This window comes from Nonomuraea sp. NPDC048892 (assembly GCF_040649735.1).
Taxonomy (GTDB): domain Bacteria; phylum Actinomycetota; class Actinomycetes; order Streptosporangiales; family Streptosporangiaceae; genus Nonomuraea; species Nonomuraea maheshkhaliensis.
The window spans coordinates 31,458-46,918 of record NZ_JBEZFZ010000025.1; the positions used below are offsets into that span (position 1 = coordinate 31,458).

Sequence of the window (15,461 nt, forward strand, 5' to 3'; positions counted from 1 at the left end):
CTCTTCAAGAACGGAGCCCGCCCCCAGCCCTTCTCCAGTCCTTCTCCAGGTCGAAGGTCAGTCCTTGTCCTCCGGGACGGGCGCCTGTCCCGAGCTCTCCTTCTCCATGACGGTCAGGTCGCGTTCGGCGTAGAGCCGGTGCTCCCACTCCTCGTTGAGGATGATGCGCAGGCAGTTCTTGAACGGGAAGCTCTCGGCCTGCGGTCAGCCCGGCTCGGTGCGCGAGACCTCGGAGGCGAGCTGCTCGTCGGTGAGTGACTCCATGACGCCCCGGACCATGGCCTGGCGTTCGCCGCGGATCGCGAGCACCTCGTCGAGCGAGGGCCGGGCCGCGCGGTCCCACGGAAAGCCGCCCCACTGCGGCGCCTCGTCCCACGGCAGGTCCAGTGGGTGCCACGGCGAGAGGTCGCCGAGGATCATCCGTCCCGCCCAGGCGCCGGTGGCGAAGTTGAGGTGGCGCAGGGTCTGGATGAAGGACCACTCGTCGTCGACCTCGCGGTGCAGCGAATCCTCCGGGAACGTCCTGGCCCGGGCCACGGTCTCCGACCACAGCCGTTCCAGGATCGCCCAGGCCTCGCGGAAGCCGTCGGCGTCGGCGGGCCGCATCTTCGCCCGGTCCGGCATGCGGCGGTTCAGCTCGGCGTCGACCAGCGGCGCGATGTCCACGCCGTTCACGACGACGCGGCCCAGCTCGCCGCTGATCTCGACGTCGACCAACTCGACGCCGCGCAGCCGGGTGTCCTTGAACAGGGCGCCGCGGATCCGCGCGCCGGAGAAGTCGACCGACCGCATGCTCGCGCCGTCCAGCGACACCTTGCGGAAGGTGGCGCCTGACAGGGTCACGCCCTCGAAGCATGCCCCTGCCAGGTCCTGCTCGTGGAAATCGGAGGTCATGGCCGTCACGTTAGGACAGGTTCAGGACGATCCGCTTCCGGATCCGCCAGCGTTCAGGTAGGGCGCGTTGAGGTAGGGCGCGTTCAGGCCAGGCGGGCCACCCCTTCCAGGAGCCGGTCGACGTCGGAGCGGGCGTTGTAGTGGGCCAGGCCCGCGCGCACCGCCCCGCCCGTGTCGCGGATGCCCAGCACGCCGGTCAGCTCCCAGGCGTAGTTGTGCCCGTTCCACACGTTGACGCCCCGCTTGGCCAGGTGCTCGGCCACCTGGCGCGGGGTGTGCCCGGCCACGTTGAAGTACACGGTGGCGGTGCGCCTGGCCGGTTTGCCGTACAAGGTGACGTGCGACATCGTCTCCAGCTCCCCGAGGAGCACGGAGAACAGCGCAGTCTCGTACTCCTCGGCGGCGCTCATCGAGGCCAGCAGGCGTTCGCGGCGGCTGCCCGTGCCCGGCACCATCGCGGCCAGGTGGTCCACGGCGGCGGTCACCCCGTCGAGGTCGGCGAAGGCCGCAGTCCCCGTCTCGAACCGCTCCGGCACCGTGTCGGGCGAGGAGGCCAGCTTGTCCGGCCTGATCGTCTCCAGCAGCGCCGGGTCGGCGATCACCGCGCCGATGTGCGGTCCCGACCACTTGTACGCGCTCGTGGCGTAGAAGTCCGCGCCCAGCGCCCGCATGTCCACCGGGCCGTGCGGAGTGGCGTGCACGCCGTCCACGTACATCAGCGCGCCGGCCCGGTGCGCCAGCTCGGCGATGGCGGGCACGTCGGGGCGGGTGCCGAGGATGTTGCTGGCCGCGGTGACCGCGACCACCCGGGTGCGCTCGTTGATCAGATCGGCGTACTGCTCGACCGGCAGCTCGCCGGTGACCGGGTCCACCTCGGCCCAGCGTACGGTGGCGCCGATCTGCGTCCATGGCCGCACGTTGGCGTCGTGGTCGAGCCGGGAGAGCACCACCTCGTCCCCGGGACCGGCGATGGCCCCGGCCAGGCGGTAGGTGAGCGTGGTCATGTTGGGGCCGAGGATGACGCCGCCGGGATCGCCGCCGACCAGGTCGGCCACGGCGGCGCGGCAGGCGGCCACGATGGCGTCGGAGCGGTGGCTGGCCGGGAAGGCGCCGCCCACGTTGCCGATCCCCGTCCGGTAGGCGGTGGCGATGGCGTCGATCACGGGCCGGGGGGTCTGCGTGCCGGCCGCGCCGTCGAGATAGGCGTAACCGTCGGACAGCGCGGGGTACGTGGCGCGTACCTCTTTAATGGGGAAGGGCATGATATGTAGATGCTCAGCCTCCGCGACCTCAACCGTGCCACGCTGGCCCGTCAGCATCTTCTCTCCCGTCACCAGGGGGACGCGACCGACGTCGTGCACCGGCTGGCCGGGCTGCAGGCCCAGGAGCCGCGCCCGCCCTACCTGGGGGTGTGGACCCGGCTGGAGGGGTTCGAGCGCGACCACCTCCACGCGGCGCTGCACGCGCGCACGCTGGTCCGGGCCACCCTGTGGCGGGCCACGCTGCACCTGGTGACGGCGGCGGACTTCGCCGCCTTCCGGCCGGAGGTGGCGCCCGTGCTGGCCGCCGCGGCCCGGCGCTTCGACGGGATCGACTTCGCGGCGGTGGTGGCCGCCGCGGACCGGCTGCTGGCGGCGGGGCCCATGACGTTCAACGATCTGCGGCCCCGGCTGCTGGAGGAGTTCCCCGGCACGTACGACCGCGCGCTCGGGTACGCCGTCCGCATGCTCACCCCGCTGATCATGGAGCCGACCGCGGACCGGTGGAGTTTCCCGCGCGAGGCGGCGTTCGGGCTGCCCGGCATCGAACCGGCGCCCGCGGGCAGGCCGGCCCTGATCGAGCGCTACCTGGCCGCCTTCGGCCCGGCCACCCCCGCCGACGTGCAGACCTGGTCGGGGCTGAGCGGACTGCGCCAGGTCATGGAGGGTATGGAGCTGGACAGGGTGACCGACTTCGCCGGAAGGGAGCTGTTCGACCTGCCGGGGGCGCCGCGGCCGGGCGGTGACGTGCCCGCGCCCGTACGCTTCCTGCCCGACTTCGACACGCTGATCCTCGGCCACGAGGACCGGACCCGGGTGCTGGCCGACGAGTACAAGAGCCTCGTCGTCACCAAGAACCTGCGGGTGCGGGCCGTCTACCTGGTCGACGGGTTCGCGGCCGGGACCTGGCAGATCAGACGGTCGGGCAAGAAGGCCAGGCTGCTCGTCAGCCCGTTCGGACCGGCCGGGCTGGAGCCGCTGGAGGAGGAGGGGCTGCGGCTGCTGGCCTTCGCCGAGCCCGACGCGGCGACGCGCTCGCTTGAACTGGCGGATCCGGTCTGATTGGTTCGGGGACGGAGGTGTGACGATGCCGCAGCTGACCGCCCTCGACGCGCAGTTCCTGCACTTCGAGACCGCCACGAACCCGGCCAACATCGCCGGCCTGGCGATCCTCGACCGGGACGTCAACCGCGCCGAGCTTCAGGCCCTGCTCCAGCAGCGGCTCCCGTACGTGCCCGCGATGCGGCGCAAGCTGGCGCCCGTGCCGCTGGGGCTCGACCACCCGTACTGGACCCAGGAGGACGACCTCGACCTCGACTACCACGTACGCGAGATCGGCCTGCCGCCGCCGGGCGACGAGCGGCAGCTGGCCGACCAGGTCTCCCGCCTGCACGCCCGCCGGCTCGACCGCGGCCGCCCGCTGTGGGAGATCTACCTGATCCACGGGCTGGCCGGCGGACGCATGGGCCTCTACACGAAGATCCACCACGCGGCCGTGGACGGGGTCGGCGGCGCCGACGTGCTGGCCGCGCTGCTCGACCTGACGCCCGAGCCCGCCCCGCCGCCCGAGGGCGAGCCCGAGCACGACCCGCCGCCGCCCGGGCCCGCCGGCATGCTGGTGCGCGGCCTGACCAGGCTGGCGGGCAACCCCGCCCACGCCGTGCGCTTCGCCGCCCAGGCCATCCCGCACCTGGACGAGATCCCCGTCATCTCCTGGCTTCCCGGCGCGGCGACCGTCTCCAGCCTGGCCCGCCGCCTGGCCGGCAGCGGCCGGGTGCCGGAGCTGCCGGTGCTGCCCGCGCCGCGGACCCCGTTCAGCGGGCCGCTGTCGGCGCACCGGCGCTTCGCGTTCGTCTCGCTGCCGCTGGAGGAGATCAAGCAGGTACGCAAGGCGTTCGGGGTGACCGTCAACGACGTGGTCATGGCCGTGTGCGCGGGCGGGCTGCGCCGGTGGCTGGCCGCGCACGGCGGCGTGCCGCACCAGCCGCTGGTGGCGGGCGTGCCGTTCTCGCTGCGGGCCGTCGGTGAGGAGGGGCCGGGCAACCAGGTGGCGATCATGACCGCGCCGCTGGCGGTGCACCTCGCCGACCCCGTCGAGCGGTTGTACCACGTACGGCACGCCATGCACCGGATCAAGGACCGCTTCTCACTGTCTCCCGCGCGCTGGCTGCGCGAGTTCAGCGAGTCGATGCCGGCCGCGCTCATGGGGCTGGCCTCGCGCTCGGCGTTCGACCTCGTGGGCCAGGCGGCGCCGCCGATCAACCTGATCGTCTCGAACGTGCCGGGGCCGCAGTTCCCCCTGTACGTGTGCGGAGCGCGGCTGCTCAGCCACTATCCCGTCTCGGTGATCACAGACGTGTCCGGCGGCGTGAACATCACGGCCTTCTCCTACGACGGCTCGCTCGACATCGGCGTCGTCACCGACAGGGAGATGGTGCCGGACGCCTGGGAGCTGGCCGGCGACCTGCGCGAGGCCCTGGACGAGCTGCGCGAGGCGGAGGCCGGCTCGCCGCGGTGACTCCCGCGCTCGGGCCTGAGCGCGAATGGTTGGCGCCCAGAGGCTTTCGGCCGCGCGAGCGGGGGAACCAAGGGAGGGGCACGATGCCGGGGTCCGGCGGAGAGGGGTACGGGGTGAGGTCGCGCGAAGGGCTGATGCGCTGACCGGGCCGGCGGTGTGCTCAGCGGACGGCGTACGCGCCGATCGCGGGCTCCAGCAGCCCGAACACCCGGCGCGCGGTGCCGTCCAGCGCCTTCGCGATCGCCTCGTCGTCGTCGCCCCGCTCTTGGTCCGTCTCTTGGCCGTCCTGGCGCGGGGTTGTCTGGTCGCCGGAGCTCGGCGGGAGGGCGGCCAGCATGCGTTCATGCAGGTCACGGAAGAGCAGACGGTCGGCCGCCGCGAGCTGGGCGGCCACGGCGCGGGCCACGACCGGGTCACCTCCGGCCGCCTCGGCTTCCGCTGTCAGCTGCGCGGCCAGCGCCAGCTCGCGCTGCTCGTGCAGGTCGCGCAGGCGCGCGACCAGGGTGGGGCTGTCGGCGATCATCCGGGCGAACGCGGGCCCGGTGAAGCCGATGACCGGGTCACGCCGCTCCAGCGCCGCCAGATACTCCCGGCGCACCGCCGCCAGCGCCGACTCGCCGGAAGACCGGCCCGCCACCACCCGCGCCAGGCCCGCCACGAACTCCTCATGGTGGTCGAGGGCCAGGTCCTCCTTGCGCGGGAAGTAGTTCGTCACGGTCATCTTGGCCACCCTCGCGGCGGCCGCGATGTCGGCGATGGTGGTCCGGTCGAAGCCGCGCACCAGGAACAGTTGGGTAGCGTGGTCAGAGATGGCCTGCCTGGTCTCTCGCTTCTTCTGTTCCCTCAAGCCCAAGGTGTCGATGCTCATAGCCGCAGTCTTCCACAAAATTTTAGGTTCGACCTTATTTTAGGTTGACTCTTCTTTGAAGGCAACCTAATGTTGGGTGCGACCTAAGTTTATGTCGCCGTCCACAGCCCCCAAAGCGAGCGAGGAGTGAGTTTTGTCCCAAGCAGCAGAGGTTCTAGAACTGGACGACAACGTTGCCGAGGGCGGTGCGGTCGTCGGCGCCGACTCGGTCAAGGTCTATCTCAAGGCGATCGGCCGGGTGCCGCTGCTCACCGCCGAGCAGGAGATCGAGCTGGCCAAGCGCATCGAGGCCGGCCTGTTCGCCAGGGAGCGGCTCGACACCGAGGCGGGCCTGTCCGACGAGATGCGCGCCGACCTGGAGTGGATCGCCGCCGACGGCTTGCAGGCCAAGCGCCGCATGCTGGAGGCCAACCTGCGGCTGGTGGTGTCCATCGCCAAGCGCTACACCGGGCGCGGCATGCTCTTCTTGGACCTGATCCAGGAGGGCAACCTCGGCCTGATCCGGACGATCGAGAAGTTCGACTACCGGCTCGGCTACAAGTTCTCCACCTACGCCACCTGGTGGATCAAGCAGGCCATCACCAGGGCCATGGCCGACCAGGCCAGGACGATCCGCATCCCCGTGCACATGGTGGAGCTGATCAACAAGGTCGCGCGCACCCAGCGCCGCCTGCAGAGCGAGCTCGGCCGCGAGCCCACCCCCGAGGAGATCGCCACGGAGTGCGAGCTCGAGGTCGACCGCGTCAGCGAGATCCAGGGCTACGGCCGCGAGCCGATCTCCCTGCACACGCCGCTGGGAGAGGAGGGCGACAGCGAGTTCGGCGACCTCATCGAGGACACCGAGGCCGTCTCCCCGGCCGACGCCGTCTCCTTCACCCTGCTCCAGCAGCAACTGCACTCGCTGCTCGACCAGCTCTCCGAGCGCGAGGCGGGGGTGATCAGCATGCGGTACGGCCTCAACGACGGCAAGCCGATGACCCTCGACGAGATCGGCCGCATCTACGGCGTCACCCGCGAGCGCATCCGCCAGATCGAGGCCAAGACCATGTCCAAACTGCGCCATCCGTCCCGGTCGCTGGCGCTGCGCGACTACCTGAGCTGACCCCGGCTCGCCGCTTGGTACGAGGTGCGGACTGAAAGGCTGCGCAAACGGGAACTCAAGAGTGTCGCCGTTGCCCTATGGACCCCCTCCACGGTGACCTACATTCCAAGGCGTGAAACGCTCCCGTTCGAGCCTCGTCCACCAGGTGACGTACGCGACCAAGAACCCCCATAAGATCATGCCCCATCTGCGGCGGCTGGCCCGCGACACGTGGTTCAGGCTGCGTACGCGCGACCACGTCGCCTACTACCGGGCGGTCATGAAGTCCGACACCGCCCGTGACCCCGAGGGCGCCGTCGGGTCCCACACCCACAAGCGGTGGCTGGCCCTGGGCCGGCTGCAGTTCGACTACCTGCTCGAACACGGGCTCAAGCCCGAATGCCGCATGCTGGAGATCGGCTGCGGCAACCTGCGGGCCGGACGGCTGTTCGTCGGCTACCTCTACACCGGCAACTACTACGGCATCGACATCTCGCCCGACATCCTCATGGCGGCCCAGGACACGATCGTCAAGCACGGGCTGGGCGACAAGCTGCCCTACCTGACCCCCGTACGCGACCTGCGCTTCGCCTTCCTGCCCGACGAGTACTTCGACGTCGTTCACGCGCACAGCGTCTTCTCCCACTCCCCGCCCGACGTGATCGAGGAGTGCTTCGCCCACGTGGGCCGGATCATGAAGCCGGACGGCTGGTTCGACTTCACCTTCGACCGGACCGAGGGCAAGGAGCACCAGGTACTGCGGGAGGACTTCTACTACCGCACCGAGACCCTCATCGCGCTGGCCGAGAAGCACGGGCTGCGGGCGGTCTTCATGGAGGACTGGGAGAACCGGCACAAGCAGTCGAAGATCCGCATCACCCGGCGCCGGGCCGGCTGATAACCAGGTGCGCGGCGTTTACGGCAGCACGTAGGGTCGTCGTACGTGAGAGATGTCCGTGCCCTGCCCAAGGCCCACCTGCACGTTCACCTGGAGAGCACCGTACGCCCGCGGACCGTGCGCGAGCTGGGCGGCCCGCCCGAGCACGGCGGGACGTTCGCGACCTTCAGGGAGTTCGCCGACCAGCGGGCCAAGGTGCGCGAGGTCCTGCGTACGGCCGAGCACTTCCGGCGGATCGCGGTCGAGTTCTGCGAAGACGAGGCCGCCCAGGGCACCCGCTACGCCGAGGTGACCTTCACCGCCGCCGCGCACGGGGAGCGTGTGGGGGATCCTGAGATGCCGCTGCGGGCGGTGCTCGACGGGCTCGCCGAGGGGCGGGAGCTTTATGGGATCGACTGCAGGGTGCTGCTCGACCACTCCCGGCGGCGGCCGGTGGAGCGGCTGTGGCAGACGTACCGGCTGGCCATCCGGCACGAGCAGGTGATCGGCATCGGGCTGGCGGGCGACGAGAGCTACCCGCTGGCCCCGTTCACCGACGTGTTCGCCGCCGCCTGGGACGCACGGCTCAACCTGGTGCACCACGCGGGCGAGTCGGCCGGGGCCGACAGCATCCGCGATGCGCTCGGCCCGGGCCGAGCCGAGCGGCTCGGGCACGGCATCCGGGTGCTCGACGACGACGAGCTCGTGGCGGAGCTGAGCGAGCGCGGCGTCCCCCTGGAGGTCTGCCCCACCTCCAACGTGCTGCTCGGGCTGGTGCCTTCGCTGGCCGAGCATCCGCTGCCGCGGATGCGGGAGGCGGGGCTGACGGTCACGATCAACACGGACGGGGAGACGGCGCTGGCCGACGAGTACGCCCGGCTGCGTGACGTCTTCGGCTATGGGGACGCGGACCTGGCCGATCTGGCCCATGCCTCCATCGACGCCTCGTTCGCCCCGTTCGACGTGAAGGCCGAGCTCAGGGCCGGGGTGAACGCCTGGCTGGCGGCCCCGGACGATGGGGGCGCCTCATGACCCCGGACGGCCTGCCCTCCTCCGCCGGACGGCCCACTGACGAACGGCCCGCGCCTGAGGGGATGGCCGCTCCGGAAGGGGAGGAGCCGCCGCCTCCGGACGTGCTCGCCGCCTTCGGGGCGGTGAGGGAGCCGGTGTGGATGGGCGGGGCGTGGCGGGCCGGCGATCTGGCGCTCAAGCAGGCCGGCTTCCTGCCCGAGACGCTCTGGCGGGCCGGCGTGCTCGCCGGATTGCCCGAATCGCCGCACTTCCGGGTGGCCCGTCCCGTCGAGGCGTCCGGTGGCGGCTGGGTGAGCCAGGGCTGGGAGGCGACCAGGATGGTGCCCGGCGTGCCCGACGTCCGGCGGCAGGACGACGTGCTGCGTACCGGCGCCGCCTTCCACGAGGCCATCGCGCACCTGCCCAGACCCGGCTTCCTCGACCGGCGCGAGGACCCCTGGACCGACGGCGACCGCGTGGCCTGGGAGGAGTTGCCCGTCCCCGGCGCGGCGGCGGGGCTGCTGGAGCCGCTCGTACGGGCCCGCCGCCCGGTCGACCTGCCCTGCCAGGCCGTCCACGGAGACCTGCCCGGCAACGTGTTGTTCGCCGACGGCCTGCCACCGGCGATCATCGACTGGCCCGTCTACTGGCGGCCACCCTCGTGGGCGGCGGCCGTCGCGGTCGCCGACGCCCTGTGCTGGTACGGCGCCACTCCCGCGCTGGCGGACCGCTGGGCTCACCTGCCCGAATGGGGGCAGATGCTGATACGTGCGCTCATCTACCGGATCGTCACCCTTGACCTGGTGCATGGGCCCGAGGGCTGGACCCGGGACGAGATCGCGGCCCACCACCCGGCGATCGAGGTCGCGCTCGCCCACGCCGGCTGAGCCCGTTCACGCCGGGGCTCCGGCTCGCCCCGGCTGGGCGCCGTACGGAGGAGAATGGGGCTTGATGGACGAGCTGATCACATTCATACGGGCCCGGCTCGACGAAGACGAGCGCGGGGCACGGGACGCGACGCCGGGCCCGTGGTCGTACGACCCGGGCAAGGAGTGGTACGACGGCGACGACTTCGTCACCATGACCAACGGGCAGGAGTTCGTCGGTTACGGGGGCATGTCGCTGTTCCGCGGCGCCGTCTGCATCACCGGCGACGCCGGGCACGCGCAGTCCGCCAAGGACGCCGAGTACATCGCCGGCCACGACCCGGCACGCACCCTGCGCGCAACGGAGGCCGGACGCCGCACCCTGGCCCGGCACACCCCGGCCCCGCCGGCAGAGGCCGGCCCGCCGCTGGACGCCGAGTCACCGTCCGGAGCGGGGTCGCCGTCCGAGGCCGGGCCGGACGGCGCGCCCCGCTGTCAGTACGACGGACAGCCATGGCCGTGCCCGGACCTGCGCGATCTCGCCGCCCCCTACGCCGACCACCCCGGCTACCGGGACGAATGGCGGCCGTGAAGGCGAGCGGTACGGCGGGGACCGGGTCCCCGCCTGCGCCGTCAGCCGCAGGCGATCCGGATCACCGACGCGCCCAGCGGGGCCAGTGACACCGTGCCGGACACCGGAGCCCCGGTGAGCAGGTCCGTCCCCTCCCCGCCGACGGGCACGGACACGCTGTCGGCCGCGCTGTGGTTGAGCAGGAACACGTACTCGTACGCGTCGTCCCCCCGCACCGTGCATTCGACGTGCGCCGGCACCCCCTCGAAGCGCGATCGTACCCCCGCCTCCGCCACCACCCGGGCCACGACGTCGTCGAACGCATCCTGCTCCAGCAGCGTCGCGAAGTAGACCACCCGCCCGGCCCCGTACCGGTTCTCGACCACGGCGGCCCGTCCCGCGAGCAGCCCGTCGGCGTACGTCGCCAGCGCCGTGCCGCCCTCCAGGTGCAGGTCATCACGCCACCAGGTAGCGGTCGCGGCGCCCCCGTCGGCGAAGGACACGGCGAACACCTCGTCCGGCCTGGCCGGCCAGTACTCGTCGATCTTGGCCCCGATGAGCTCGCGGAACGCTCCCGGATACCCGTCCGGCCGCACCCGGTTGTCGGCGTCCACGACGCCGGAGAAGAACGACATGATCACCGTTCCGCCGTTACGGGCGAACTCGTGGATCCTGGCCACCCCTTCGTCGTCGATCAGGTACGCGTTCGGCACCATCAGCACCTTGTACCCGCCGTACCCGTCGAGCGGGCCCCCGTGGGGAACGACGTCCACGGCGTGATGCCGCTCCCACAGCGGCGTGTAGTGCCGCATGACCGTGTCGGTGTAGCTGAAGTCGCTGCGCGGCAGGCCGAACACCTCCTCCAGCCCCCACCAGCCGTCCCAGTCGAACACGATCGCGATCTCCGCCTGCGAGCGCGTACCGGCCACGGGGGCCAGCAGCTTCATCTCCCGCCCGAGGTCGCTGATCTCGCGGAACGTACGCGAATCGGGCCCGGAGTGCGGCAGCATCGCCGAGTGGAAGCGCTCCTGCCCGCCCCGGCTGGCCCGCCACTGGAAGAACATCACCGAGTCGGCCGCCCGCGACACCGCCTGCAGCGACCCGAGCCGCATCCGTCCCGGCTCCTTGACCACGTTGAGCCGCCACTGGCTGACCGCGCTGCTGGACTGCTCCATCAGCATCCACGGCTGCCCGCCCTTGAGCGAGCGGAACAGGTCGTAGTTGAAGGCCGCCGACACGTGCGAGTCGGATTCGGCCGGGTTGGGGTAGATGTCGAGCGCGGCCGCGTCCTCCTCCGGCGCCCACTTCCAGTAGTCGGCGTGGCGGAAGAAGCGCATGAAGTTCGTCATGACGGGGACGTCGTCGCGGTAGGAGCGCACGATGTCCCGCTCGGCGAGGTAACACTCCAGCAGCGCGTCCGAGGTGAAGCGCTTGAAGTCGAGCCGGCGGGTGGGGTTCATCCACGTACGCGGGATGTGCGGCACGTCGATCTGCTCCCAGTCGGTGTAGACCTGGCCCCAGAACCGCGTGGTCCACGCCTCGTTCAGCCGGTCGAGGTCGCCGTACCTGCGCTGCAGCCAGCGCCGGAACGCGGCCCCGGCCGCCGGGCCGAACGACGTGGGCCCGTACTCGTTGCTGATGTGCCACATCGCCAGCGCCGGATGGAACGAGTAACGCTCGGCGAGCTTGGTGGTGATGCGGGCCGCGTACTCGCGGTAGATCGGCGACGAAGGGTCGTAGTGCAGGCGGTTGCCGAAGCCGAACGGCTGCCCGTCCTCCCTGATCGGGAAGACCTCGGGGTGCAGGTGTGTGAGCCAGACGGGCGGCGCCGCGGTGGGGGTGGCCAGGTTGACGCTGACGCCGTGGTCGTGGAGGAGGTCCATGACCTCGTCCAGCCAGCCGAACTCGTACGTACCCGGCTTCGGCTCCAGCGAGGCCCACGCGAAGACGCCCAGGCTGACGGCGTTGACCCCGGCCTCGCGCATGAGGCGGACGTCCTCGCGCCAGACCGAGCGGTCCCACTGCTCGGGGTTGTAGTCCCCGCCGAAGGCGAAACCGCCCACGCGCTGGCGAAAGGCTTCCATGCGTGACATCTCGGTGGCTCCCATGGTTCTTCGGTCCTCAAGTCGGACACGCCTCGCGCACGCGCCCCCGGCGTTGATAGCGCTAACAGAACTGCTCGGCCCCGCCCCTGTCATGCCCTTCTGCGGGATCAGAAAGTTTCAGAAAGTGTTTCCGAAAAATGACCGTGACATTGCCGGGTCATTACGCTAGGCTCCCGCTCGTAGCACTGTCAACAGTCCTCGACCTACGGCGACACCGCCAGGTCAGCACGTCGACCCAGGCCGATCTCGACCGCCGAAAGTTTTCTGCTCCTGTGCCGTCGAGACGCGGCACCACGGCACAACGGGAGGTCCGGTGCGCAGAGCCACGCTGGCCGACGTCGCGGCGGCCGCCGGAGTGTCGGTGCCCACGGTCTCCAAGGTCCTGAGCGGCAAGAAACACGTCTCCACCGCCACCAGGGACAAGGTGCTCGAAGCCGTCAGAACCTCCGGCTACGAGGCGCCGCGTCCGCCCAGCAGGCCCAGGGCCGGCGTCGTCGATCTGCTCATCGAAGGACTCGGCTCACCGTGGGCGCAGGTGCTCATCGGCGGGGCCGAGAAGGCGGCGGCGCGGTGGGGGTTCTCGCTGGCCGTGACCTCGTCCGCGCGCTCCGACTTCGACCTGCGGCGCTGGATCGGGATGGTGCGCAAGCGCAACACCGACGGCATCGTCCTCGTGCTCTCCCGCGCCGACCAGCGCGAGATCGCCGCCATCGAGGAGCTGCTGCACGTGCCCTTGGTGCTGGTCGACCCGGTCGGGCAGCGCGACCCGCGCCTGTCCTCGGTCGGCGCCACCAACTGGCTGGGCGGCGTCATGGCCACCACCCACCTGCTGGAACTGGGGCACACCCGGATCGGCTTCATCGGCGGGCCGCTCGACACCCAGTGCACGCTCGACCGGTACGAGGGCTACCTGGCCGCCCACCGTACGTTCGGCGTCGACTCCGACCCCGCGCTCGCCCGCTACGGCGACTTCCTCGTCACCGGTGGCAAGGAGATCGGCGGCGACCTGCTCGACCGCGACGACCCGCCCACCGCCGTCTTCGCCGGCAACGACCTCCAGGCCGCCGGCGTCTACCAGGCGGCCACCGAGCGCGGCGTCCGCGTGCCCGGCGAGCTGTCGGTGGTCGGGTTCGACGACTCGATGCTCTGCGACATGCTCTCGCCGCCGCTCACCACCGTCCGCCAGCCGCTCGATGACATGGCCAACGAAGCGGTACGGCTCGTCGCCGAGGAACTGACCCACCCGCGAGGGCCCGCCGGCACCCGCATCGAGCTCGCCACCACGCTCGTCGTCCGCGGCAGCACCGCCCGGCTCCACCCCGATCCGACCTGATCACCGGGGAGCCCGGCACGCCGGGGACGTCCTTAGCGCGTACGGACGAACGGCCCGCGCCGGTTTCCGGAACGCGAGCCTCCGGAAACCGGACCTCAGGACGCTGAGCCTGCGAAAGCCGGCCTCCCGGCAGGCGGGCCTCAGGAAAGGGCGGGCCTCAGGAAAGGGCGGGCCTCCGGAAAGGGCGGGCCTCCGGAAAGGGCGGGCCTCCGGGAGAGGTCAGAGCAGGCCGGCGTCGCGGACCTTGTTGGCCACGTGGACCCGGTTGTCGGTGCCCAGCTTGGCGAAGATGCGGGTGACGTTGGCTTTCACCGTGGCCACGCTCACCGACAGGTCCCGCGCGATCTCGGCGTTGGAGCTGCCCTTGGCCACCTTGATCGCGACCTCGCGCTCCCGTTCGGTGAGCGCGGCCAGCTCGCGGGCCGCCTCGGGACGATGCGGCTCATAACGGCCGGTGGCCGCCGCGATCACCTGCTGGGCGACGCTCGGCGACAGCACCGGCTCGCCCTTCGCCACCGCCCGCACGGCCTCGATCATCTTCGGCGGCGGCGTGTCCTTCAGCAGGAACCCGTGGGCGCCGATCCGCAGCGCCCGCATCACCATGTCGTCGGCGTCGAACGTGGTCAGCACCAGGATGCGGGGCGGGGACGGCCGGGAGAGCAGCAGCTCGGTGGTGGTCAGGCCGTCCTGCTCCGGCATGCGGATGTCCATCAGCACCACGTCGGGCCGCAGGTCGCGGATCACGGCCATGGCCCGCTTCCCGTCGGCCGCCTCGCCCACGAGGTCGAGGTCGGGCTCACCGCCGAGAATCAGGCGCAGCCCGGTGCGCACCATCGGGTCGTCGTCCACGATCACCACTCGGATCACGAGGTCAAGCCTCCCACGGCAGCAGGGCGTCCAGGACGAAGTGCCCATCCCGTACGCCATGGTCGAGCGTGCCGCCGGCCATCCGGGTGCGTTCGGCCAGCCCGACCAGCCCCAGCCGCCCGCCGGGCCCGGCCGCGACGCCGGCCGGCGCGGGGTTGCTCACCCGGATCCGCAGCCCCGCCCCCGGTCGCCCGCCGAGCTCGGCCCGCACGGGGCTGCCCGGCGCGTGCTTGCGGGCGTTGGTGAGCGCCTCCTGCACGATCCGGTACGCGTGCCGCCCCGTCTGCGCCGGCAAGTGCTCCCTGCCCGCCACGGTGTCGTCCACCTCGACCCGCTGCCCGGCCGCGCGCACCTCCTCGAACAGGGCGTCCAGGTGGGCCAGCGTCGGCTGCGGCGCCTCCAGGCCGCCGTCGCGGCGCAGCGTGCCGAGCACGGCGCGCAGCTCGTTGAGCGACTGGTGCGCGTTGTCCTGGATCGCCAGCGCCGTCTCACGCATCTCCTCGGGGCCGAGGTCCTTACGGTAGGCCAGGCCGCCCGCGAGCATCGTCAGCAGCGAGATCCGGTGCGCCAGGACGTCGTGCATCTCCTGGGCGATCTTCAGGCGTTCGGCGAGCTTGGCCTGTTCGACCCGGTGCTCCTGCGCCGCCACCACCGCGGCCCGCTGCGCCTCCGCCCACTCGCGGCGCCCGCGCAGGTAGAGGCCCACGACCGTGAGCACGCCGAGCACGGCGGCGCCGATCGCGCCGAAGACGAGGGTCAGCGCCCAGCCGTCCTGCCAGCGGGTGGAGGCGAGCGTACAGAGCCAGAAGACGACCGCCACCGGCACGACCTGCCGCCAGCGGCGGTGCGTGGCCAGGGAGGCGAAGGCGACGAGGGCGGGGCCCGTGACGGTGAAGAAGAAGGCGGTCGGCAGGATCAGCGCCAGCGTGACCGGAACCGGCCACCTGGCACGGAACCCCAGCACGATCAGACCGGCCACGCCGACGCCCATGTCCAGGAGCAGCCGCTGGTCGCCGGACTCGGGCCGCCCCGGCGCGAGCGTGGTCAGGATGACCAGGTAGAGGAGCAGGGGGAGCGAGGCGAACAGATAGAGCAGGACGGTGCCGAACCGATCGGCCACGGGCATCCGGCCGGCCCCTGCACGAAGGCCGCTTCCGGGCGCCGGCGGCGAGCTTTCGGGGGCTGGAGGCGGCCCTGCTCCTGGGGACGGT

14 protein-coding genes are annotated in these 15,461 nt (G+C 71.6%); 8 read left to right on the forward strand and 6 right to left on the reverse strand.

The features are described 5' to 3' along the window. Positions 1 to 204: 204 nt before the first annotated feature. Positions 205 to 894, reverse strand: coding sequence for a DinB family protein (locus AB0C28_RS44960; protein WP_358082016.1), 690 nt, complete (start codon positions 892 to 894; stop codon positions 205 to 207). Between the two features lie 83 nt (positions 895 to 977). Beyond that, complete coding sequence (locus tag AB0C28_RS44965; RefSeq protein WP_357857402.1) at positions 978 to 2,156, reverse strand: cysteine desulfurase-like protein; 1,179 nt, start codon at positions 2,154 to 2,156, stop codon at positions 978 to 980. Between the two features lie 9 nt (positions 2,157 to 2,165). Here AB0C28_RS44965 and AB0C28_RS44970 point away from each other — a divergent pair, with 9 nt between their 5' ends. After that, complete coding sequence (locus tag AB0C28_RS44970) at positions 2,166 to 3,215, forward strand: winged helix DNA-binding domain-containing protein (protein ID WP_358082018.1); 1,050 nt, start codon at positions 2,166 to 2,168, stop codon at positions 3,213 to 3,215. Positions 3,216 to 3,240: 25 nt separating this feature from the next. After that, entirely contained in the window at positions 3,241 to 4,671 is a 1,431-nt protein-coding gene (locus tag AB0C28_RS44975) for a wax ester/triacylglycerol synthase family O-acyltransferase (protein WP_357857408.1), read from the forward strand. Positions 4,672 to 4,831: 160 nt separating this feature from the next. On the opposite strand, the gene AB0C28_RS44980 is transcribed toward AB0C28_RS44975, so the two are convergent. Continuing rightward, the gene (locus tag AB0C28_RS44980; RefSeq protein WP_357857411.1) at positions 4,832 to 5,539 is read right to left on the reverse strand and encodes a TetR family transcriptional regulator; all 708 of its coding nucleotides are present in this window, start codon (positions 5,537 to 5,539) and stop codon (positions 4,832 to 4,834) included. 133 nt (positions 5,540 to 5,672) lie between these two features. Between AB0C28_RS44980 and AB0C28_RS44985 the strand changes: the two genes are divergently transcribed. The 5 genes from AB0C28_RS44985 to AB0C28_RS45005 all read left to right on the forward strand — a co-directional run bounded on the left by AB0C28_RS44985 (position 5,673) and on the right by AB0C28_RS45005 (position 9,966). Next, entirely contained in the window at positions 5,673 to 6,641 is a 969-nt protein-coding gene (locus AB0C28_RS44985; protein WP_357857413.1) for an RNA polymerase sigma factor, read from the forward strand. A 178-nt stretch (positions 6,642 to 6,819) separates the two neighbouring features. Continuing rightward, positions 6,820 to 7,518, forward strand: coding sequence for a class I SAM-dependent methyltransferase (locus AB0C28_RS44990; protein ID WP_358082157.1), 699 nt, complete (start codon positions 6,820 to 6,822; stop codon positions 7,516 to 7,518). Positions 7,519 to 7,563: 45 nt separating this feature from the next. Next, positions 7,564 to 8,529, forward strand: a complete 966-nt coding sequence (add, locus tag AB0C28_RS44995) for an adenosine deaminase (protein WP_358082020.1) — start codon at positions 7,564 to 7,566, stop codon at positions 8,527 to 8,529. Further along, positions 8,526 to 9,395 carry a TIGR02569 family protein gene (locus tag AB0C28_RS45000; protein WP_358082023.1) on the forward strand — a complete coding sequence of 290 codons (870 nt, stop codon included), beginning with the start codon at positions 8,526 to 8,528 and terminating at the stop codon, positions 9,393 to 9,395. The genes add and AB0C28_RS45000 overlap by 4 nt, the downstream gene beginning before the upstream one ends. Before the next feature lie 64 nt (positions 9,396 to 9,459). Continuing rightward, positions 9,460 to 9,966 (forward strand): DUF6221 family protein, encoded by a 507-nt coding sequence (locus AB0C28_RS45005; RefSeq protein ID WP_358082026.1) that lies wholly within the window; start codon positions 9,460 to 9,462, stop codon positions 9,964 to 9,966. A 41-nt stretch (positions 9,967 to 10,007) separates the two neighbouring features. On the opposite strand, the gene AB0C28_RS45010 is transcribed toward AB0C28_RS45005, so the two are convergent. Further along, positions 10,008 to 12,029 carry a beta-galactosidase gene (locus AB0C28_RS45010; protein WP_358082029.1) on the reverse strand — a complete coding sequence of 674 codons (2,022 nt, stop codon included), beginning with the start codon at positions 12,027 to 12,029 and terminating at the stop codon, positions 10,008 to 10,010. A gap of 334 nt (positions 12,030 to 12,363) precedes the next feature. On the opposite strand from AB0C28_RS45010, the gene AB0C28_RS45015 reads away from it, so the two are divergent. Next, positions 12,364 to 13,383, forward strand: coding sequence for a substrate-binding domain-containing protein (locus tag AB0C28_RS45015; RefSeq protein WP_357857429.1), 1,020 nt, complete (start codon positions 12,364 to 12,366; stop codon positions 13,381 to 13,383). Between the two features lie 219 nt (positions 13,384 to 13,602). Here AB0C28_RS45015 and AB0C28_RS45020 read toward each other — a convergent pair whose 3' ends face one another. Both AB0C28_RS45020 and AB0C28_RS45025 read right to left on the reverse strand, forming a co-directional pair. Continuing rightward, on the reverse strand, positions 13,603 to 14,250 hold the full coding sequence (locus AB0C28_RS45020; protein WP_358082032.1) for a response regulator transcription factor: 648 nt from the start codon (positions 14,248 to 14,250) through the stop codon (positions 13,603 to 13,605). A gap of 4 nt (positions 14,251 to 14,254) precedes the next feature. Further along, complete coding sequence (locus AB0C28_RS45025) at positions 14,255 to 15,376, reverse strand: histidine kinase (protein ID WP_358082035.1); 1,122 nt, start codon at positions 15,374 to 15,376, stop codon at positions 14,255 to 14,257. Positions 15,377 to 15,461 lie beyond the last annotated feature (85 nt).

Excerpts from the sequence above, each read along its gene's own strand:
- AB0C28_RS44960 (WP_358082016.1), bottom strand. The coding sequence starts at position 894 with ATGACCTCCGATTTCCACGAGCAGGACCTGGCAGGGGCATGCTTCGAG.
- AB0C28_RS44965 (WP_357857402.1), bottom strand. The coding sequence starts at position 2,156 with ATGCCCTTCCCCATTAAAGAGGTACGCGCCACGTACCCCGCGCTGTCC.
- AB0C28_RS44970 (WP_358082018.1), top strand. The coding sequence starts at position 2,166 with ATGCTCAGCCTCCGCGACCTCAACCGTGCCACGCTGGCCCGTCAGCAT.
- AB0C28_RS44975 (WP_357857408.1), top strand. The coding sequence starts at position 3,241 with ATGCCGCAGCTGACCGCCCTCGACGCGCAGTTCCTGCACTTCGAGACC.
- AB0C28_RS44980 (WP_357857411.1), bottom strand. The coding sequence starts at position 5,539 with ATGAGCATCGACACCTTGGGCTTGAGGGAACAGAAGAAGCGAGAGACC.
- AB0C28_RS44990 (WP_358082157.1), top strand. The coding sequence starts at position 6,820 with ATGCCCCATCTGCGGCGGCTGGCCCGCGACACGTGGTTCAGGCTGCGT.
- AB0C28_RS45000 (WP_358082023.1), top strand. The coding sequence starts at position 8,526 with ATGACCCCGGACGGCCTGCCCTCCTCCGCCGGACGGCCCACTGACGAA.
- AB0C28_RS45005 (WP_358082026.1), top strand. The coding sequence starts at position 9,460 with ATGGACGAGCTGATCACATTCATACGGGCCCGGCTCGACGAAGACGAG.
- AB0C28_RS45010 (WP_358082029.1), bottom strand. The coding sequence starts at position 12,029 with ATGGAAGCCTTTCGCCAGCGCGTGGGCGGTTTCGCCTTCGGCGGGGAC.
- AB0C28_RS45025 (WP_358082035.1), bottom strand. The coding sequence starts at position 15,376 with ATGCCCGTGGCCGATCGGTTCGGCACCGTCCTGCTCTATCTGTTCGCC.